Raw genomic sequence first — 20,560 nt, forward strand, 5'->3', positions numbered from 1 at the left:
CATTCGTCAAGGGCGTATAGAATTGCGGCTGGCATGGACTCGTTTCGAATTGGTACTGGGATTCCGATCCGGCGTAAAGGCATTATCTTGGCCGGAGGATCCGGCACTCGCTTGTATCCACTGACCCGCGTGTTATCCAAGCAACTGCTTCCCGTTTACGACAAGCCAATGATTTACTACCCGCTCAGCACCCTCATGCTCGCGGGCATCCGCGACATCCTGGTCATCTCCACCCCAGCGGACACACCGCGTTTTGAGCAGTTGCTGGGCAACGGATCATCCTGGGGCTTGAACATCCAGTACGCCGTCCAGCCTGCGCCCGACGGTCTTGCACAAGCGTTCCTGATCGCACAGGACTTCATTAGCGGCGACCCAAGCGCACTCGTCCTCGGCGACAATCTGTTCTTCGGCACGTCCCTGGGCCTGCTGTTGCGCGATGCTTCTTCGCGAACAGACGGAGCCACCGTCTTCGCGTATCGCGTCTCGGACCCCGAACGCTACGGCGTGGTGGAGTTCGATGCGAGCGGCCGCGCTATTTCCATTGAGGAAAAGCCGGCAACAGCTCGATCTCCATACGCCGTGACCGGTCTCTACTTCTATGACAAGGACGTGGTCGAGGTCGCCAAAAATATCCGGCCGTCGCCGCGTGGTGAGCTCGAGATCACTGACGTCAATCTGCACTACCTACGCCTGGGCAAGCTGGATGTGACGCCGCTCGGCCGTGGAACGGCGTGGCTCGACACCGGTACCCATACCTCTCTGCTTGAAGCCGGCGCATTCATCCAAACCATTGAACATCGACAGGGCCTCAAGGTCGCCTGCCCGGAAGAGATCGCCTACCGCATGGGCTTTATTGACGCGGGCAAGCTGCAGGAACTCGCGACCCCCTTGCGCAAAAGCGGCTATGGCGAATACCTCCTGCAGATCCTGCAGGAACAGGCGGGCATGCTCGCATCCATGGACGAAATTCTCTAGATGCCGGTCATCAGCCGTTCCACAGACATTGAAGGCGTACGCCTCTTTGAGTCACCCGTCTTTCCGGATGATCGGGGCTACTTTCAGGAGCTCTACAACCAGGCTGCTTTCCGTGACGCCGGCCTGGATATCTCCTGGGTGCAGGACAACATATCCTGCTCGCGCCAGAACGTTGTCCGCGGTCTTCACTACCAGCTTGGCCGTCCGCAAGCGAAGCTCGTCCGCGTGCTTCGCGGCGCTGTGATTGACTACGCCGTCGACCTGCGCCGCAGTTCCCCGACATTTGGAAAGCATGTGGCCATGAAGCTCAAGGAGGGCGACGGCCGCGCTCTTCTGGTGCCGGTCGGCTTCGCTCACGGCTTCGTGTCTCTCGAGGAAAACACCGTGATGATGTATAAGGTGAGCGATGTGCACCATCCCGCTGGGGAGCGCACCCTCTTGTGGAACGATCCTGCCTTGCAGATCGTTTGGCCGTTCAAAGCCAACGAAGCGATCCTGTCCGCGAAGGACCTGGCCGGATCGCCTCTGGAAACAGCCGAAACCTATCCCTGACCAAGCAGTTCCGCGACAACGGCTTCGGTCGACAATCTCCAGTCCGGCAAGCTCAACACAAGTTCCCGTTTCGCTTTATCGCAGTTCAGCCGCGAGTTGGCCGGCCGTCTCGCCGCGGTCACGTACGCCGTGCTCGGAACCGGCTCCGGCTCGGTCCATGCCTCTTGCGCACGCAACCGTTTCGCCTGGGCAACGATCTCGCGCGCGAACTCAAACCAGGTCGTCTCGCCCGTTCCGGCCAGATGATAGTCGCCGGTCTTGGCGGCAAGCTCATTTCTGGTGCGGTGCAACAGGCTCGCGACTGCGAAAGCAATCTCCCGCGCAGAACTCGGGCAACCCTGCTGGTCGGCGACCACCTTTAACTCGGGCCGGCTCGACGCCAGCCGCAGCATCGTCTTCACAAAATTGTTCCCGCGCGCGCTGTACACCCAGCTCGTTCTGAAGTTCAGGAACCGGCAGCCTGACTCGCGCAATGCAAGCTCAGCCATCAGCTTCGATTCGCCATACACGTTGATGGGGCCGGTCGCATCTCCTTCCCGGTAAGCGCGTTCTACCGTCCCGTCGAACACATAATCCGAGGAAAACGTGACCAGCGTCGCGTCCGTTTGGCGAGCCTCTTCCGCCAGTGTGCGGGTCGCCGCTACGTTGACCGCGAAGCATGCCTCACGCTCTGCTTCCGCACGGTCGACTGCGGTATAGGCAGCCGCATGGAAAATCCAGTCTGGCCGTATCCGCCGCACCGTTTCACGGATGCTCTCCGCAGAGAGCAGGTCCATCTCCGCGCGAACCGGAGCGTACACTTCCGCTGCCCCTCGCAACGCCTCGATCAGATAGCTGCCGACCTGCCCTGTATTTCCGGTGACCAGAACTTTCAATGCGCCCTTCAGGTGGTCTGCGAGCGAACGCATCGTGGCAGCCACAGCAACGCTACGCCGGGCATAGCTGACAATCGTTTCGGCCGTAATCCAGGGTGGGCCGTTGAGCTGGAGATTGAACCCAAACTACTGAGAACCTAACCCACGGTCAAGCGACACCGGCCTGTTCCTGCGAAGACGTCGCCCTGTCCAGGAATCTACGACGTTTCCGGCCACCGGCTCACCGCCGACTTTTTCTCGAATGCGCAATCTGTTTCGCAGGAATCCCCGTTCCCTAGATGAGCCCAGCGCAACGGGTGGAAACCAGGCAACATGCTCATGACCTCTGCTGGTGTGTTCCGGATTAATGGTGTGGTTCTTGTATGCATACCGCCGTCATGCCGATGTAACACTCAACAGCCTCCCTCATCGGGTTAGCGGCAAAGGCGCTCTTCGGAGCGCCTTTGCCGTTCTGTTAGAGTGCCTTTCACCAGTTCGCGCCGGCAACCATGCAAACGCAAAGCGGGAGACCGGTCCTGTGAGGGCAGCCCCAGGTCTCCCGCGTTCCGCCTGCGGCCTTGCGCCACAGGCAGCCCAATGTTTCTCGCCTACATCTCGACCCACTGCCGCAGCAGGTTGTGATACACCCCGGTCAGCTTCACCGCCGCTGCACTTCCCTGCTCCAGCATCTGTATCGAGCCGTCCAGGTCATACAAGAGCCTCCGCTGCTCGTCGCTGCGCACCATGCTCTGCAGCCAGAAGAAGCTGCTCACCCGGGCGCCGCGGGTGACCGGCGTCACATGATGCAGGCTGGTTGAGGGGTACAGCACCATGTGCCCCGCCGGCAGCTTCACACTTTGCGATCCGTAGGTGTCCTCCACAATCAGTTCGCCGCCGTCGTACTCGTCCGGTTCACTGAAGAACAGCGTGCACGACAGGTCGGTCCGTATGCGGTGCCCACTCGCCGCATGCGTGCGGATTGCATTGTCCACATGCGTCCCAAAGTCCTGCCCACCGGCATAGCGGTTGAACAGCGGAGGAAACACCCGCAATGGAAGAGCCGCGGAGCGAAACGACCCGTTGCTTCCCAGCGCCTGCAGAATGCGCTCACCAACGGCCCGAGCCGCCGGCGAGTTCTCCGTAATCTGCGAATTACGTTTCGTCAGCGCCGATTGGTGGCCGGCAGTCACCTTGCCGTCGACCCACTCCGCGCCGTCCAGCTCTGCCCGCAGCTGCCGCGTCTGCTCTTTATTAAAGACCTCAGGTATGGCGATCAGCACCGTGTTGGCTCTCCCGAAACTGTTGCCGTGGCGGCGAGTTCTGCAGCCGCCGCCACGACCGCCTAGAAGTGAGTAAGAATGCTGAACTGCGTATTGAAGCGTTCGCCCGGAATCAGGCGATTGCTTGCCGGCTGCTCAATGTAGAACCTGTTCGCCAGGTTATTGAAGTTCACCTGCAGCGTCACACGTTCCAGAATCGGCCGGCTGACCATCGCATTCAGCGTCGTGTATGCCGGCACCGCGCGAAATGCGAGCGGCACATTCCGCACGTCCTGCGCCGTGGGTGTCAGGTACACCGCGTTCACCGCAGCGGACGACGAACGGCGAGCCCCCACGTAGTTGCCTCCGAAACCGCCGGTGAGGCGGAACGGCAACGAATGTGTCAGCCACAAATTGCCGGTAGTTTTTGGCACGTTCGCCAGTGGTAAACCGTTCGCAGAGAGGAAGTACGGGGCCGTGTTGTAGCGCGGATCCGCTGCCGTGCGAAAGGTCTGGTTCAGCGACACAAACGGCGAGATGTTCAGGATCGAACTGACCACCCGGCTGTTCAGGTATGCGTAGCCAAAAATGAGATCGAACCGATGCGGCATGCGACCCAGGCCACCAATCTGAACACCCTGCACCCGCTGGGTGCCCGAAAGAATCGTGTTGGTCGAGTTGTTGGGATCCGTTTCCTTCGCGTTCAGCTTCGTTGTGCGAAAGTAGCTTCCGTTCACGTTGAGCTTGTCGCGCATTAGGTCCCACTTCACGCCCGTCTCATACGTCTCATTCAGCTCCGGCGGCAGCACCGCATTGTTCGCGGACAGCGACAATCCCTCCGCCGACGGATTGAAGCTGGTGCCGTAGTCGAAATACACGCTTCCGTTCTGGGCCGGTTTTGCCACCACTGCCACGCGATAGGTTGGCTTCTTGTCCAGGCGCGAAACCGGCGTACCAGCCACCGGGGCCGCGAGCGTGCCGGTTGCCGGCGAACTCTGCGTATTGAAGTAGTCGAAACGAATGCCACCGGAGAAGCTGAGCCAGCGCACTGGCCGCACCGTGTCCATCAGGTTCAATCCGTACGTTTGCGAGACGACGTGCGTCGCGGCATTCGGAACGGTCACCGGTGGTGCTGCGTCATCAGGGTTGGGGTTCACGATCGGCACGTACGACGTGAATGCCGTCCTGCCGTCTGCCTGGTAATACGTTAGATTGCCGGTCGTCGTGCGCTCGCGCCCACCCTCCAGCAGAATCGCGGCGTTGTTCTCCATACCGCCGAACGAGAAATGGCTCAGCAGTTCGGTGCGCCCCCACAGCATGTCATCCGTCGCATTCCGCGAGATGTTGTTGCGACGCAGGTACACCTGATTGGCCGGCGTGTTCTGCGCGTAGCACGAGGTCGACGGAGACGATGCAATCCCGCATGTGGCCGTGTAGCTTGCGTAAGTCTTGTTCGCAAGCGGCCCACCAACACCCGTGATCGTCGCCGTGGAACCGATGATCGGTTCCGTCACCTTGATTGCACGCGGGTAGCGGCCATAGCGGACAGACGTGCGCAGGCTCATGTGCGAACCCAGGTCCTGCTCAATCTGGGCTGTGAGCACGTCCGGCTGCAGCTTCATCCGGTTAAAGTCACGGTAGCCGTACCAGGTATTCCTTGGAACCTTCGACACGACCGCGTCCTGCCACGTGATGCCGTAGTCCGGCGTGCTGTCTTCAAACTCATGCAGGTATTGCGCGATGAAGCGCGTCGGCCTGCCCAGGCCAAAGGCAAGCGACGGCGCAACACCCCACCGGCGGATTTTAGTGATGTCACGGCCTGCAACGCCAGTCTCCAGCCCCATCACGTTCAGGCGGAAAGCCGAGTTCGCGACCAATCGGCTCATCGGCACGTTCACATCCAGCGCGCCACGACGCAGGCCGTTGGTGCCGAACTGCACCGTCGGACGAACGAACCTGTTTGTAACCGGCTGCTTGGATTCCTGGTTGACAATGCCGCCCGTGGAGCCTCGGCCGAACTCGACCGATGCCGGGCCCTGAATCACATCCACTGACTCATAATCGAAGGCGTCGCGGAAGTAAGAACCGAAGTCGCGAATGCCATCCAGGAAGATATCGTTACGCGCCGAAAAGCCGCGGATTGTCAGGTTGTCACCCTGTTGACCGCCTTCACCCGCCGCAAGCGCGATGCCCGGCGCGTTCTTTAACGTATCGCGGAACGATACCGCGGCCTGCTCGCCCAATACGTACTGGGGAATCACGTTGACCGTCTGCGGCGTATCCGTCAGAGCCTCAGTGAACTGGCCCAGGCTGACGGAATTGCTGGAAGCGGTGACGCTGACCTGTTCCGCGTTCTGGATCTGTATCTCGTAACGGGTGCCGTTGTGCTCTGGATGGTAGACAAGACCCGTCCCTTGCAAAATCGTCTGCAGTGCAGCTTCGGCCGTCATGCTGCCCTTCACGCCCTTCGACGTGAAGCCGTCCATCGTGTCCTTCGTCAGGTGAACGCCCAGGCTGACACCGGAAACCTGCTTCCAGCGATCAAGCACAGCCTGCAACGAATCACCACCGATGTCATAAGCGAAGACCGGCGTCTGTGCCTGATCCTGCCTGTCGTGAACTGGTGCCAGAGCCCATGCGTTGGGTGTATGTACCGCCACCGCACTTGCCGCCAAGGCGCCCATCGCCACCAACCGCGACGACCGCCGCTGCCACTTGCCCAATTTTCTGTGCTGCTTCACGTTCCTTACTCCGAGAGTGCGGCGGTGACTTGTTCCCTCAAACGTCTGTCCCGCTCTTGCTCGCTCGACCGGTCCCTCAACCTTGCCTCGCTCAAGACCGTACTCACCGCCAGCGAGGCTTTCGCCTCGCATTTGCGACAACTCCGGTCCGATATGACGAGCATACCCCAAACTCCGACCTGATCGGTCGGCAATTAAAGAATCGTTGCGATAACCGCGCCAAAGCTGCAATCGTCTGCAACATTGGCCCTGTCGCACGACTCCAAGTCACGATGCGCCACATCTTCGAAGCGGAACAATGGCTACCTTTTGCGCCCGAACTGGTGTTTGCCTTTTTCGCAAACCCGCAGAACCTGCCTCCGCTCATGCCCGGCTGGCAGAAAGCTCGCATTGAAGAGGTCCTGTTCGTCGCGCCGCCGCCACCGCCGCCCGGCTCACCGGCACGCATCGCCACCGGCGCGGGCACCACCATGGTGCTCAGCTTTCGCGCACTTCCCGGGCTGCCGTTTCGCATCCGTTGGCACGCCCTGATCCCCGAATTTGCCTGGAACGATCACTTCTGCGACGAGCAGAACGCCGGCCCTTTCCACTACTGGCGCCATTGCCACAGCGTGCGGGCTGAGACGCGCGGCGCCGTCAACGGTACCGTGGTTCACGACCGCGTGGAGTACGAATTGCCCGGCGGACCTCTAGGTGACCTGGCCAATACGCTTGGCGGCCGGTTGCAGATGCGTTACATCTTCAACACCCGTCACAGGATGACCGCGAGACTGATGTCCCTGTATGCGGAACGCCGCGCGCGGCGTTAGCGCTAACGCAACCGGAATTCCTACTGCGTGACCAGCCGGCGCTGCTCAAGAGCCTGCAGATACGGCTGTGCGAGTTCCATCGCACGCTCGACCGTGACACCGTATTTCTCGCGCAGCGCATCGACTTTGCCGTGGTCCACGAACTCATCGGGCCATCCAACGCGCACCACGGGCGTCAGAATCTCTGCCACGCTCAGCGTCTCCAGCACGGCAGAGCCGAAGCCCCCGGCCAGCACATGATCCTCAAAGGTGACCACCAGGCCGCAGCCGCGGCCATAGTGCTCCACCGTCTCACGGTCGATCGGCTTCACAAACCGCGGGTTGATCACAGCGACCGACAGACCCTGCTGCTCCAGCCGGTGCGCCAGTTCCCACGCCAGTGGCAGCAGTGCGCCAAGCCCGAAGACCGTCACGTCCGTGCCATCCTGCAGAATCTCGGCCCGGCCAATCTCCAGCGCCTGCGGACGCGCCTTGAGCGGTGTGCCCGGTCCGGTGCCCCGCGGATAACGAATCGCGCTCGGCCCCGGGTGCGCCAGAGCCGTCTGCATCATGTCGGCCAGCTCGTCCTCATCCTTGGGCACCATGTGGATCAGGTTTGGCACGCATCGCAGATAGCTGATGTCGAACAGGCCATGGTGCGTCGGCCCGTCGTCGCCGCTCAGGCTGCCGCGATCCATGCAGAACACGACCGGCAGGTTTTGCAGCGCAACATCGTGCACGATCGGGTCGAACGCGCGCTGCAGGAAGGTCGAGTAAATCGCCACGAAGGGCCGGTAGCCCTTCGTCGCCATGCCAGCGGCAAAAATTACCGCGTGTTCCTCGGCAATCCCCACGTCAAAGAACCGCGCCGGGTGATGCGGCCGGAACAGATCGAGCGCGGTCCCATTCGGCATCGCGGCCGTGATCGCAACCACCTTGTCATCCGCGTCTGCCAGCTTCACCAGCGTTTCGGCAAACACCTCGGAGTACGTTTTCTGCCCCGCCGCAGTGGTCTCGCCGGTGTCGGGGTCATACGGCCCGAGTCCGTGAAACTTCTTCTGCTTGTCGAGCGCGGGCTGAAATCCCTTGCCCTTTTGCGTAATGGCGTGCAGGATCACCGGACGGTTCTGGGTCTTCAGAAACTGAAAGGTGTCGATCAGCAGCGGTAGATCGTGCCCGTCGATGGGGCCGTAGTAATCCAGGCCGAACTCCTCAAACAGCATGGACGGCCCGAGCAGCCCCTTGACACTTTCCTCGGCCTTGCGCGCCACATGCGACACTGCCTTGCCACCGAAGCGCTCGATCAGGCCCGTCGCGCGGTCGTGCAGGTAGCGAAAGCTCGGGTGAGTCACAATCTTGTGGAAGTAGGACGCGATCGCGCCCACGTTCTTGTCGATTGACCAGGCATTGTCGTTCAGCACAATGATCAGGCGCTTGGTCTGCGACGCGATATTGTTCAACGCCTCATACGAAATGCCGCAGGTGAACGCCGCATCGCCAGCCAGGGCAACCACATGCTCCGATCCGCCGCTGCGGTCACGCGCGACCGCCATGCCCAGCGCCGCGCTCAGTGCCGTTCCGGCATGTCCCGCGCCAAAGCTGTCATGCTCGCTTTCCGTGCGCAGCATGAAGCCGTTCAACCCACCCGGCTGGCGGATCGTGTCGAAACGCTTCTCACGCCCGGTTAGCAGCTTGTGTACATACGCCTGATGGCTCACGTCAAAGACGAACGAATCGGTCGGGGTTTCGAAGACATAATGCATCGCGATCGTTAGCTCGACGACGCCCAGGTTCGGTCCGATGTGCCCGCCCGTTTTCGCGACCGAGCGGATCAGCCGCTCACGAATCTCCTCAGCCAGTTGCAGCAGCTGCGGCATCGTCAACTTTCTGACATCCGCCGGCGACTCGATCGTGGAAAGCAGTGAACTCATGTTGCGTCTGGAACCTCTGCCGCCGGTTGGTGGCGGCTCAACTCATTGGACGCGATTCGAGCGGCGCCGAAGAGTACGGGACGCATCTCACGTTTGATCACGCACAACCTTCTATTATCCGCTTGCGCTCAGTGGGAAAGCATACGATCCTCATCGCGCACAGAGGAACTCGGCGTTTCGCTGCCAAACACGCCCTCCCAGCGCGCCACTACGGCGCTGGCCAGGCAATTGCCGATTACATTTACCGACGTGCGGCCCATGTCCATCAGCGCATCGATGCCCAGCAGTATCAGGATCGGCTCACTCGGCAGCCGCAAGGTGGACGCCGTGGCAAGCAGCACGACCAACACCGCCCGAGGCACGCCGGCTACCCCCTTTGATGCGAGCATCAGTGTGCCGACCATGAAGACCTGTGTTCCCAAACTCAGCGGCAGACCGGCGACCTGGGCCACAAACACCGTCGCCATCGCCAGGTACAGCGTTGAGCCATCCAGGTTGAAGGAGTACCCCGCCGGGATCACGAACGCCAGCACACGGCGCGGCACGCCGAGCAACTCCATCTCTTCCATCGCGCGTGGCAGTGCCGCTTCACTAGCCGCAGTGGCAAACGCAATGGCCGCCGGCGCGGAAACGTGCCGGACAAACCGGCGCAGCGGCACCCGCGCCAGCAACGCCACCGGCAGCAGCACCGCCAAGACAAACACGGCAACTGTCACATAGAAAACGGCCAGCAGCTTGCCCAGGTGCAACAGAACGCCGGGGCCAAGTTTTGCCACGGTAAACGCGATTGCCGACGCTACGGCCAGCGGCGCCAGGTACATCACGATGTTGGTGAAACGAAACATCGTCTCGCTAATGCTGTGGGTCAGCCGCAACAGCGGCTCGGCCTTTTCCCGCGGCACCAGTGCCAGCGCAATGCCAAACAGAATGGCAAACACCGCCACCTGCAGCACCTGGCCCTCCGCGATCGACTTCGCCAGGTTCTCGGGCACGGTATGCACCAGGAAGTCCTGCCAGTGCAGGGGCGGCGGCACCGTGGTGAGCGAGCCGGCCAGATCGGGTGGCATCTTCAGGCCAGCGCCCGCGTGCGACAGGTTGGCAGCGACCAGGCCCAGCACCAGCGCAATCGTAGTCAGCGCCTCAAAGTAGACCAGGCTCTTCCATCCCATGCGGCCCACGCCCTTCAGGTCGCCGTGACCGGCAATGCCGGAGATGAGCGTCACCAGGATCAGAGGCGCGACGATGGTCTTGACCAGCCTGAGAAAGATGTCACTGACGAAATGCGCACCGACCGCCACGTTCGGCGCGTCCAGGCCAATTTCAATGCCCGCCACCATTGCTGCCAGGATCAACGGCGTTAGGCTGCGGCGCACCCAACCCGCCCAATACAGCAGCAGCGCGCACCCCAGCGCGCGCCCAAGCAAGCCGGCGGTGTGCAGCGAACCCGACGGTCCACTCACCACGCGCACCGTAAATGCCGCGGCCAGCAAGACGCCGGCAGCCCCGAGGGAGATCCACTGCTTCTGCGCTGCCGCCACGGGCCTCTCTTGATTCAGATCGGGCATCGCCATGGCAATGCTTCTTTCGTGTTAGCGGGGTAACATTCATGGCCCGCGGCGAGTCCACATGGTTATTGCCAGAATCCTGCTCTTGTTGGAGACTCGATGCGGATGCCGTTGCAGAAGCTTATCCTACGCGTGCCGGTTCTGCTGTGCGCCGTGCTGCCGTGTGCCGCACACGCACAAATCAGACTGGACCCCTCGCACGCTGCCGCACCCAGCACCGGAACACCGCTGACGCAGCCCACGCTGTCGCCGGGCGCATTGGAGCTGCTGACCCTGGACGGTCAGTTCTCGCAGTCCGTTGCGAAAGGGGGCGGCGCCGGTTTCGCAAGCTGGTTCGCGGACGACGGCATCGTACTCAATAACGGGAAGCCGCCCATTTACGGCCACGCCCGTATTGCCGCCACCGCCACCTGGAAGCCGGATGCGTACCAGCTCACCTGGCAGCCCGAGTATGCACAAATGGGCCCATCTGCCGATATGGGATACACCTGGGGTCACTACGAGGGCAACAGCAAAGACCGGAATGGCAACCCCGTAAAAACATCCGGACGGTATATGACTGTGTGGAAGAAGACACCCGATGGCAAATGGAAAGTCGCCCTGGACGCCAGCGCCGATGAGCCCCCGGCGGCAGGCGATTGTTGCAAGCTGCCAAACCCGTAACCGGACAACACGACCGCAATGAGCACTCTGCTTCCAGTTCCATCCCGCATCTCGCACCTTGCAGCGCAAACGCCGCAGCAGCGTGAGGCCCTGCGCCTGCGTGGGCTGGAACGCCTGGAGCTTCTTGACACACCGCCCGATCCGGCGCTCGACGACATCGTTCAGCTCTGCGCCGAGGTTTGCCAGGTCAGCGCCGCTGCCATCTCCATCGTGCGGCGTGACACTGTGTGGTTCAAGGCCAGCGTGGGCCTGCAAGCCGCGGACATGCCGCGCAGCGAAGCGCCATGCGATGAGACCATCCGCGCGAACGACCTGTTCACCATACCCAACGCCGCCGAGGACGAGCAGTACGCCGAACACGGTATCCGCATTGGCGCTCGCGGCTTCCAGTTTTACGCCGGGGCCCCGCTGATCACCGCCGACGGTTCGGCCGTCGGCTGCCTGTGCATCTATGACGACCAGCCGCGCGACCTGGATGAAGTCGAGGCGAACACCCTGCGAACGCTGGCCCAGAATATCCTGACCCGCTTTGAGCTAAGCCTCCGCCTGCGGTCGAACGAGCGCGAGGCGCGCACACGCCAGCGGGTCGAGGCCGCCCTGACCGTCGAACGCAACTTCGTCTCTGCCGTGCTCGACACCGTGGGCGCTCTGGTCGTCGTGTTCGACACCGCGGGCCGCGTGGTGCGCTTCAATCGCATCTGCGAAACCATCTCCGGCTACCCTGTCGAGGAAATCGTCGGGCACACGCTCTGGGACACGCTCGTGCCGCCGTCCGATCGCGCCGAAGCCATCGATTCGTTCGCACGCCTCCGCGAAGGCAGCTTCCCCGCCGAGTACGAGGACCGCTGGCTCACCCGCGACAAGACGTCACGCCTGATCCAGTGGACGGCGACCGCGCTGACCGACGGCCACAAGGATGTGGCGTTCATCATCGCCACCGGCATCGACGTCACAATGCAACGCGAGGCAGAAGAAACGCTTCGCGAGAGCGAAGCACGATACCGCCAGTTGATTGAGGGCTCGCTGGGTGCGGTCTTCACCCACGATCAGCGCGGCATGCTCTTGTCCATCAACAGCTACGGCGCTGAAAATCTGGGCTACACCGTCGCAGAGATGCTGGGACGTCCGCTGGCCGGCTTTCTGCAAGAGGAGGACAGGAGCAGCTTCGGCATCTACCTGCGGCACCTGGTGCAAACCGGCGAAGCACAGGGCACCTTTGACCTGTGCCATCGCAATGGCACGCCCCGCATACTCGCGTTCCGAAATCGCCTGATCGAGTCCAACACCGGCGAACGGTACGCGCTCTGTTTCGCCGTCGACATTACGGAAAAGGTGCGCGCCGAAGAACGCCTGCTTCGCCTGACCCAGCAGTCCAATTCCATCCTGGACTCGGTCGGCGACGGCATTCTGGGCATGGATCTGGACGGGGCCTGCACCGTCTGCAATCCCGCGGCGGCGCAGATTCTCGGCTATTCCGAAGAAGAAATCGCCACCGTGGTGCTAGGCAACAACCTGCATCAGCTCGTTCATCACCACCGTGCCGATGGTCGTGTCTATCCGGAAAAGGACAGCCCGATCCTGCAGGCAGCCCGCGAACACAAGGCGGTCCGGATCTCGTCCGACGTCTTCTGGCGAGCGGACGGCACCAGCTTTCCCGTGGAATACGTTGCGTGCCCCATCACCGAAAACGGCGACGTGACCGGTATCGTGGTTGCCTTCACCGACACCACGGAACGCAGTGCCCTGGACCGCATGAAAGACGAGTTTGTCTCAACCGTGTCGCATGAGCTGCGCACGCCGCTGACCAGCATGCGCGCCTCGCTCGGCCTGATCGCCTCCGGTGCGCTTGCCACGCGGCCCGACAAGCAGGATCAGATGCTTCAGATCGCCATCGGCAACACCGACCGGCTGGTCAACCTGGTCAACGACATCCTCGAGCTCGAACGCATCGGCTCCGGTAAAGCAGAGCTGCACTACAACAGCGCATCTGCGGATACGCTCGTGAAAAATGCCGCCGAACTGCTGGCCGCCTCCGCCGCCAAGGCCGGCATCTCCTTCCGCTTCCAGTTGCAGCCGGTGCTTGCGTGGGTCGACAGCGAGCGCATCGTGCAGACCGTGACCAACCTGATCTCGAATGCACTCAAGTTCACGGCGGCCGGCGGCACCATTACCCTGAGCACGCGAAGCGTAGGTTCGAACGAAACACAAATTCAGGTCACGGACACCGGTCGCGGCATCCCGCCTGAAAAGCTGGAACACATCTTCGGCCGCTTCCAACAGGTCGATGCCTCGGATTCCCGAACCATGGGCGGCACCGGGCTGGGCCTTGCCATCTGCCGCTCCATCGTGACGCAGCACGGCGGCAGGATCTGGGCAGAAAGCGAGGTCGGTAAGGGCTCCAGCTTCTTTATCAACCTGCCCGCCAAGCCGAGCAGCAACCTGCGCTAGCTCGACTCTTCGTCTTTTTCCTTCAAGCCCGCCACGACGCTGAAGTCCTCCAGCGTCGTCGTGTCGCCCTTCACCTCGCCCGTGGTCGCAAGCTCGCGCAGCAGACGCCGCATGATCTTGCCCGAGCGGGTCTTCGGCAGCGCCGGCGTGAAGCGGATGTCGTCCGGCCGAGCCAGCGCGCCGATCTCCTTTGCCACCCATTTCTTAAGTTCGTCTTTCAACGCCGGTGAGGGATCGCGGCCGTCGGCCAACGAGACGAACGCGATGATGCCCTCGCCTTTCATCTCGTCAGGGCGTCCGACCACCGCCGCCTCCGCGACAGCTGTGTGCGCCACCAGCGCCGACTCGATCTCCATCGTTCCAAGCCGATGCCCGCTCACGTTCAGCACGTCATCTACGCGGCCCATCAGCCAGTAGTAGCCATCCTCGTCAACGCGGGCACCGTCACCGGTGAAGTAGCTTCCCGGGATCTCGCTCCAATACGTTTTCACGTACCGCTCGTGGTCGCCGAAAATCGTTCGCGCCATCGCCGGCCACGGTCGCCGGATTACCAGCAGGCCTCCCGCACCCGCAGGGACCGGCTCGCCCTCTTTCGTGACGACCTCCGGCACCACGCCAAAGAACGGCCGCGTCGCCGAGCCGGGCTTGGTCGCCACCGCACCTGGCACCGGCGCAATCATGTGCATGCCGGTCTCGGTTTGCCACCAGGTGTCCACAATGGGGCAGCGTTCGTGGCCTATCTCGCGGTGGTACCACATCCATGCCTCGGGATTGATCGGCTCGCCTACTGTTCCCAGCAAGCGCAACGAGTCCAATGAATGCTTGCGCACGCAGTCCGTGCCCCACTTCATAAACGCGCGAATCGCCGTTGGTGCGGTGTAGAACACCGTCACCTTGTGCTCGTCCACCATGCGCCAGAAGCGGTCGGCCTCCGGCCAGTTCGGAGCGCCTTCGTACAGCAGCACCGTCGCCCCGTTCAGCAATGGGCCGTACACCACGTAACTGTGCCCTGTGATCCAGCCGATGTCAGCCGTGCAGAAGTACACGTCCTCTTCCTGCAGATCGAAGTTGTAACGCGTGGTCAGCAGCGTGCCTACGCCATACCCGCCCGTGGTGTGTACCAATCCCTTCGGCTTTCCGGTGGTGCCGCTGGTGTACAGGATGAAAAGCGGATCTTCCGCGTCCATCGGCTCGGGCGCGCACTCGCGATCAACCCGGTCCACCACGTCATGCCACCAGTGATCGCGGCCTTCCTGCCACGACACGGCAATGCCGCTACGGCGGAAGACAACCACGTTCTCGACGCATGAGCAGCGCGTTAGCGCCTCATCCGCGATCGCCTTCAGAGGCACGGGCTGACCGCGGCGAAAGCTGGAATCCTGCGTGATCAGCAGCCTGCACTGCGCATCGTTCGCCCGGTCTGCCAACGCCTGCGCAGCGAAGCCGCCAAACACGACAGAATGCACCGCACCGATGCGCGCACAAGCCAGCAGCGCGATGGCGAGCTCCGGGCACATGCCCATGTAGATCGCGACGCGATCGCCTTTCTGCACGCCCAGCGATTTCAGGCCATTGCTGAAGCGCTGCACCTCGGCGTGCAGTTCGGCATAGCTCAGGCTGCGTTGCTCGCCGGGCTCGCCTTCCCACAAGAGCGCAACCTTGCTCGCGCGGGTCCCCTGCGCGTGCCGGTCCACCGCGTTCGCGCACAGATTCAGCTTGCCGCCCACAAACCACTGCGCCCGGCTGCCGTCCCAGTTCAGTACCTCTGACCACGGCGCCGTCCAATCCAGCGTTTGCGCTGCCTCTGCCCAGAAGGCATCTGGATCGTCGACGGAACGGCGATACATGGCGTCGTAGTCCTCGCGCGACCGGATGTGTGCGCGAGCCGCAAACTCCGCCGGTGGTGGGAAGACGCGGTTCTCGCGCAGCGACGATTTCAAGTGATTCTGCCCGCCGGCAGCCGTCTCCGGCGCCGGTACGCTTTCCGTAAACACATCTGCCACAGCGGGCGTCTCCTTGCAGCCGCGGCTCGGCTGCGGCCTGTTGATTTTACAGAGCGGCTTACTTCCGTGGCAGGCCGACCGGAACGGTCCCGCCGCACACGTAGAGCCGATACTCTGGGCAAGTGTTCGGAAACTTTGCAATCTCGGTGGTGATCGGCCTTGCACTGGGCTTCCTGTTCGGCGTCGGCTGCGCGGCCGCGGTGCTCTATACCATCTTCCTTTCCGGGTATCGTGCCGCTCTGCGCGACGCTGCCGCCGGCGGTGCGAGTGACCGCTATCGCGAGCAGATCCGAAAGGTTACGCACCGCTAGGCACGCCCGGCTTCTGCCCCGGCGTTCGCAGCTTCGCGATCTCCTGCTGCAACGCACTGAGCTGTTGCATCACCTCATCATGCCGCTGGCGGGGAACGCTGTCCTCTGTGCTTTCCACATAGAACGTCCCATTCGGTTCCAGCACGCACAGTTTCACGTCCTGCATCCCGGTGATGTTCTGCCGATGAATGACCTGGATGAGCTCTTCGAGCGTCAGCATCTCGCGCTGCATGGCACGCTTATCGACCTCGCCGTCCTGTACCAGCACCGTCTGCGATCCCTGCAACGATCGGTCAAGTTTCGGAAAGTGAAAGAGCAGCCGGTTCAGCGCGAAATTCGCGCTGAGTAGAGCCACGGCTCCAACAATGCCACCCGCAAGTGAGTTGTCGTTCCCAATCACGGCGTTCTGCACCGTGTTCGACAGCATCAGCAGAAGCACCAGGTCGAAGGGGTTCAGCTGCGCAAGTTCCCGCTTACCGAACAATCGCAGCAACAGAATGAGTGCGAAATACACAAGTACTGGGCGAATGATTTTTTCCAGCAATGGAAGCGACAGGTGAAACATGTCTTGAAGCATGGCAGCAGACTAAAAGCAGAACGCTACGTCTGTATCAAGTGACGATCAGGCCAGAACGGCTCAGCGACTCACAATCACCGCGAGCGGTGACAACAAATCGCAACTCGGCCGCAGTTTTGGTGTTAAAGATGCATGCAGCTGCTAAGACAAAGTTTCTCAAAACCCGCTCGAAGACACACAGTGTCGTAGTTGGCCGAGCATGGCCGAAAGTGTCCAAAGCTGCAAGGAAACAAAATACGCGCACATCGAAAACGATTCTTTTTGTTGGAAGCGCGGAATACTTTTCCAGGAACCTCGTCTTAGAGGGAAATAATGTGCGATCTGACCTCGCTGGCACAAAAGTTGCAGGCACATTTTTCCAAACCGGGTTCTGATGCGCCTTATGATACGAGGCATCAAACCGAAACAGTGTTCCAGTTCAGAACATGCAATTGCTGCTCACTGATTGGAATGTGTAAGCCCCAGATGCGGGCCTAAGAAATTCCATCATCCCCCAAGGGTATGGATCGCCTGTTCGACCGGAACACAAACGACTTCTAGGCCTTTGCCGAGGAACCAACGCGCGTATGATCACTGAAACTCCCCGTTCACCCCAGCCGACCCGCCGTCCTCCTGTGACCCAGCGTCCTTCTGTGGTGCAGCGTATCCCCACCGCCCCATCGGATCCGACACTGCGGACGCAGCGTGATCTCGCTTTTAAAGATTTCGGCGTGGTGGAAACGGGTAAGCGTGACAAGCGGTCCCTGCCCGTCGCGCTGCTTATCTTTGGCTCCGCGCTGACTGCCGGGCTCATGATCAAGACCACGGTCAAAAAGCAGATCGAGGCGCAGAAGGTTATTACCTTCAACGCGGTCAAGCCGTTGCCGCCGGAGCCGCCCAGGCCGAAGCCGATCGTGAAGCTGCCGCCGCCACCCAAGCTCAAGCCGATCGAGACGATAAAGCCGCCCATCGTTGTCGAGACGCCGGAACCGCCGAAGATTCAGCCGCCCGTAATCAAGCCGGCGCCGGTAGCCGTAAACACGCCGCCCGCGCCCAAGGTCGTTACACCTCCGCCCGCACCCAAGCCGGTGGCGATTCAGATTGCGCAGGCAGCTTCCGTGCCCAACAACAGCGCGCATCCCAGCCCCGTTCGTCTTGGCAGCATGACAAACCCGATCAACAACACGTCGGGACCTGCAGTGTCGCCTGTCAACCTGGGTCGCTCCGGCGCACCGGGCATGAATGCGGCGAACTCGGGCCTTGGTAACCCGAGCCGCATCGCCATCTCAGGTTCCGGCAGTCCCAACGGCACCAACATGGCCGGACGCGACAGTGCTGCTGTGCCCATCCGTGGCCTGAGCAACGGCCTAGCCGGCAGTACCGGCAGCGGTCCAGCCCGCACGGGCGCCATTCAGATTGCGATGAACAATAAACCGCAACCGGTCGCAACCCAGATCGCGCAAACCGTCTCTGCTCCCAGAACAGCTCCAAAGGTCCTGTTCAAGCCGCGTCCGGAATACACGGAAGATGCGAAGGCAGCCCACATCGAGGGTAGTGTCGCCGTGCGCATCCACGTCACCTCCAATGGTGCCGTCCAGGTCATCGGCGTCTCCAACGGACTTGGCCACGGCTTGAACGAGGCCGCGGTTCGTGCCGCTCAGGCCATGCGCTTCCAACCCGCCACCCAGGACGGTAAACCTACCGATTGGGACGGTGTCGTCAACATCAGCTTCCAGCTTGCGAGCTAACAGCCGGAACCGGCTGCTGGCGCAAATGCGGCATAATACGCCAAGCGGCAACAAAATAGATCGGCTTTGAGCCACGCTCCAGGAGTATCGAACCCATGATTAACCTACGAAAGCCGTGCATCGCGGGTCTCCTCGCAGGCATGCTTGCCGTCAGCGCCACGCAGGCGCACGCGGCAATCCCCCTGCTCGGAAAGAAAAAGCCAAAGGACGACCTCCCCGCACACAAGCTCACCGCCGCGCAGAATGCCTTGATCGATAAGGCAATTGCTCGCGAGGCCCAGGTCGTGAAGGTGGTCAAGGATCGGGCTCCCCTGGTGGAAACCTATATCCAGAACATGAAGCCTGATCCAGCGCTGCTGCAGGTTCCTGTGTCTGACCAGCACTTTCTGGGCCGTGTCGATTTCGGCAAGGTAATCGGGGACAATGCCTATCAACGCAGCACGGTCAAACACAGCGGAACCAATGGCGAGAAGAGGGGTTTCGCGAGCAAGCTCAACATTTTCAAAGGCTCCGGAAGCTACATCAGCGGCCTGAACCATTCCCTGCACCTAGAGTTCAGCGAAGCCGGTTTCGTGCAGATGCTGCTCATCGATTCCAAGGACTTTAACCGGACGGAGTACAAATTCGGCTTTGTCCGCAACGACTTTGTCGGATCCGTGCGGACCGCGGTGTTCGACGTGGAACCCGCAACCAACCGGACCCGCGGACGCTTTTTCGGTCGCGTCTGGATTGAAACTCAGGGCGGCAACATCGTTCGTTTCAACGGCTCCTTCGCCGGGACTGAGAAAGATATCCGGGAGTATTACCACTTTGATTCCTGGCGCACCAACGTGCAGCCTGGCCTCTGGCTGCCAACCAGCTTCTACGTGGAAGAGAGCGATCCGAAGAGCGAAGAGAACACCGTCAAGTTCAAGGCGGTCAATCACATCTGGGGATACGTGCTGAAAGTACCCCAGGCGACCGCGGACAACGTGGACGTGGAAGTAGCGGGCGCTACAGACGTTTCGAACGACGCGCAGGACGTTTCACCACTCGGGGCGCAGCGCGCCTGGGTGCAGCAGGCCGAGGACAACGTGATCGAGCGGCTGTTCCAGGCCGGCCTGCTCGACGCTCCGTCTGACTTCGACAAGATCCTGGAGCAGATCGCCGGGAACATCCTGGCCTACAACAACATCCAGACGGCACGGCCGGTTCGGGTTCGCACCTTGTTGACGGAGCCGCTCGAGTCGCTCGCAATCGGCAACACGATCGTGATTTCCAAGAGCCTGATCGACACCACGGCTGTCCCCGGCGACAAGAACGAGCAAGTCAACAACCTGTACGCGGTGATCGCGTTCCAGCTGGCCCACATCATCCAGGGTCACCGGCTGGATACGAAGTACGCGTTCAACGACCGCCTGCTCTTTCCTGATACAGCCGCCTTCGCCAAAATTCCGATGCATCACACGGATCGCGACAATGAAGAGGCCGCGAAGAAGACCATCGAATTACTGCAACCGAAGGAGCTACAGGACGCGGGCAGCCAGTTCGGACTGTACCTGGCGCAACTTCAGCAGCGGTCCAAATCGCTCACAGCTCTGAACGAGCCCATGTTGGGCGATTCGCTCATCAAGGATCCGAAGACTGGCACCTTCTGGCTGCAGGGTCTGGTCGCCAAAGGCCAGAAGCTGAACATGAACGACCTGAAGCAAAACGCGGCGATGCCGTTGGGTTCGTTCCTTCGCTTCGACCCCTGGACAGACCAGGTTGTGCAGATGCATTCCGCCTATGAACCCCTGCTCTCCTCCCGCGACAAAATGCCATTTGAAGTAACGCCGGTGTACCTGAAGCTGGCCTACTACAAGGCACCCACGACCGCAGTGGATCAGGCAGCCGCCAATGCGGCGGCGCAGAACGCAACCGGCAGCACCGCTGCCGATGTTGCAGCCCAGTCTGCAACGGGGCAAACAACCGCTCCGGCGAATGGTGCGCCTTCCAACGGAGCGGCTGCACCTGTAGCACAGCCGGCTACCGGAACCGCCCCAGCGAACGGAACCATCGTGGATCAGCCAACGCAGCCCGCCGTACCGGCAACCGGTACGAGCAACCCACCGCAGAAGTAATGGAGCGGGAGCGTGTTCGCGTTGCGAGCCCGCTCCCGTTACCTGTAAGCGCTTTTCTACCTGC

The 20,560-nt window shown here is 61.5% G+C and carries 15 protein-coding genes; 8 read left to right on the forward strand and 7 right to left on the reverse strand.

Annotation, left to right across the window (positions count from 1 at the left end):
• Nucleotides 1-33 precede the first annotated feature (33 nt).
• Complete coding sequence (gene rfbA, locus ACOFKT_RS11105; protein WP_419804062.1) at nucleotides 34-975, forward strand: glucose-1-phosphate thymidylyltransferase RfbA; 942 nt, start codon at nucleotides 34-36, stop codon at nucleotides 973-975.
• On the forward strand, nucleotides 976-1,527 hold the full coding sequence (gene rfbC / locus ACOFKT_RS11110; RefSeq protein WP_419804063.1) for a dTDP-4-dehydrorhamnose 3,5-epimerase: 552 nt from the start codon (nucleotides 976-978) through the stop codon (nucleotides 1,525-1,527).
• Here rfbC and rfbD read toward each other — a convergent pair.
• The 3 genes from rfbD to ACOFKT_RS11125 all read right to left on the reverse strand — a co-directional run bounded on the left by rfbD (nucleotide 1,518) and on the right by ACOFKT_RS11125 (nucleotide 6,381).
• Nucleotides 1,518-2,435 (reverse strand): dTDP-4-dehydrorhamnose reductase, encoded by a 918-nt coding sequence (rfbD, locus tag ACOFKT_RS11115; RefSeq protein WP_419804064.1) that lies wholly within the window; start codon nucleotides 2,433-2,435, stop codon nucleotides 1,518-1,520. The two genes, rfbC and rfbD, sit on opposite strands and share 10 nt — an antisense overlap.
• Nucleotides 2,436-2,989: 554 nt before the next feature.
• Nucleotides 2,990-3,661 (reverse strand): Fe2+-dependent dioxygenase, encoded by a 672-nt coding sequence (locus ACOFKT_RS11120; RefSeq protein WP_419804065.1) that lies wholly within the window; start codon nucleotides 3,659-3,661, stop codon nucleotides 2,990-2,992.
• A 62-nt stretch (nucleotides 3,662-3,723) separates the two neighbouring features.
• Entirely contained in the window at nucleotides 3,724-6,381 is a 2,658-nt protein-coding gene (locus ACOFKT_RS11125) for a TonB-dependent receptor domain-containing protein (RefSeq protein WP_419804066.1), read from the reverse strand.
• Nucleotides 6,382-6,653: 272 nt separating this feature from the next.
• Between ACOFKT_RS11125 and ACOFKT_RS11130 the strand changes: the two genes are divergently transcribed.
• Nucleotides 6,654-7,190: an SRPBCC family protein gene (locus tag ACOFKT_RS11130; RefSeq protein ID WP_419804067.1), complete on the forward strand. Its 537-nt coding sequence runs from the start codon at nucleotides 6,654-6,656 to the stop codon at nucleotides 7,188-7,190.
• Between the two features lie 20 nt (nucleotides 7,191-7,210).
• Here the strand turns inward: ACOFKT_RS11130 and dxs are convergent, their stop codons facing one another.
• Both dxs and ACOFKT_RS11140 read right to left on the reverse strand, forming a co-directional pair.
• Nucleotides 7,211-9,100, reverse strand: coding sequence for a 1-deoxy-D-xylulose-5-phosphate synthase (gene dxs / locus ACOFKT_RS11135; protein ID WP_419804068.1), 1,890 nt, complete (start codon nucleotides 9,098-9,100; stop codon nucleotides 7,211-7,213).
• 128 nt (nucleotides 9,101-9,228) lie between these two features.
• Nucleotides 9,229-10,671, reverse strand: a complete 1,443-nt coding sequence (locus tag ACOFKT_RS11140) for a dicarboxylate/amino acid:cation symporter (RefSeq protein WP_419804069.1) — start codon at nucleotides 10,669-10,671, stop codon at nucleotides 9,229-9,231.
• 99 nt (nucleotides 10,672-10,770) lie between these two features.
• Between ACOFKT_RS11140 and ACOFKT_RS11145 the strand changes: the two genes are divergently transcribed.
• Both ACOFKT_RS11145 and ACOFKT_RS11150 read left to right on the forward strand, forming a co-directional pair.
• On the forward strand, nucleotides 10,771-11,328 hold the full coding sequence (locus ACOFKT_RS11145; RefSeq protein WP_419804070.1) for a YybH family protein: 558 nt from the start codon (nucleotides 10,771-10,773) through the stop codon (nucleotides 11,326-11,328).
• An 18-nt stretch (nucleotides 11,329-11,346) separates the two neighbouring features.
• Nucleotides 11,347-13,776: a PAS domain S-box protein gene (locus ACOFKT_RS11150; protein ID WP_419804071.1), complete on the forward strand. Its 2,430-nt coding sequence runs from the start codon at nucleotides 11,347-11,349 to the stop codon at nucleotides 13,774-13,776.
• Here the strand turns inward: ACOFKT_RS11150 and acs are convergent.
• Nucleotides 13,773-15,770 carry an acetate--CoA ligase gene (gene acs, locus ACOFKT_RS11155; protein WP_419807152.1) on the reverse strand — a complete coding sequence of 666 codons (1,998 nt, stop codon included), beginning with the start codon at nucleotides 15,768-15,770 and terminating at the stop codon, nucleotides 13,773-13,775. The two genes, ACOFKT_RS11150 and acs, sit on opposite strands and share 4 nt — an antisense overlap.
• Before the next feature lie 131 nt (nucleotides 15,771-15,901).
• Here acs and ACOFKT_RS11160 point away from each other — a divergent pair, with 131 nt between their 5' ends.
• Nucleotides 15,902-16,090: a hypothetical protein gene (locus ACOFKT_RS11160; protein WP_419804072.1), complete on the forward strand. Its 189-nt coding sequence runs from the start codon at nucleotides 15,902-15,904 to the stop codon at nucleotides 16,088-16,090.
• On the opposite strand, the gene ACOFKT_RS11165 is transcribed toward ACOFKT_RS11160, so the two are convergent.
• Nucleotides 16,077-16,667 carry a DUF421 domain-containing protein gene (locus ACOFKT_RS11165; RefSeq protein ID WP_419804073.1) on the reverse strand — a complete coding sequence of 197 codons (591 nt, stop codon included), beginning with the start codon at nucleotides 16,665-16,667 and terminating at the stop codon, nucleotides 16,077-16,079. The two genes, ACOFKT_RS11160 and ACOFKT_RS11165, sit on opposite strands and share 14 nt — an antisense overlap.
• A 566-nt stretch (nucleotides 16,668-17,233) precedes the next feature.
• Between ACOFKT_RS11165 and ACOFKT_RS11170 the strand changes: the two genes are divergently transcribed.
• Nucleotides 17,234-18,394: a TonB family protein gene (locus ACOFKT_RS11170; RefSeq protein WP_419804074.1), complete on the forward strand. Its 1,161-nt coding sequence runs from the start codon at nucleotides 17,234-17,236 to the stop codon at nucleotides 18,392-18,394.
• Nucleotides 18,395-18,489: 95 nt separating this feature from the next.
• Nucleotides 18,490-20,496, forward strand: a complete 2,007-nt coding sequence (locus ACOFKT_RS11175) for a hypothetical protein (protein WP_419804075.1) — start codon at nucleotides 18,490-18,492, stop codon at nucleotides 20,494-20,496.
• Nucleotides 20,497-20,560 lie beyond the last annotated feature (64 nt).

It is taken from the genome of Terriglobus sp. (assembly GCF_965201105.1).
GTDB lineage: Bacteria > Acidobacteriota > Terriglobia > Terriglobales > Acidobacteriaceae > Terriglobus.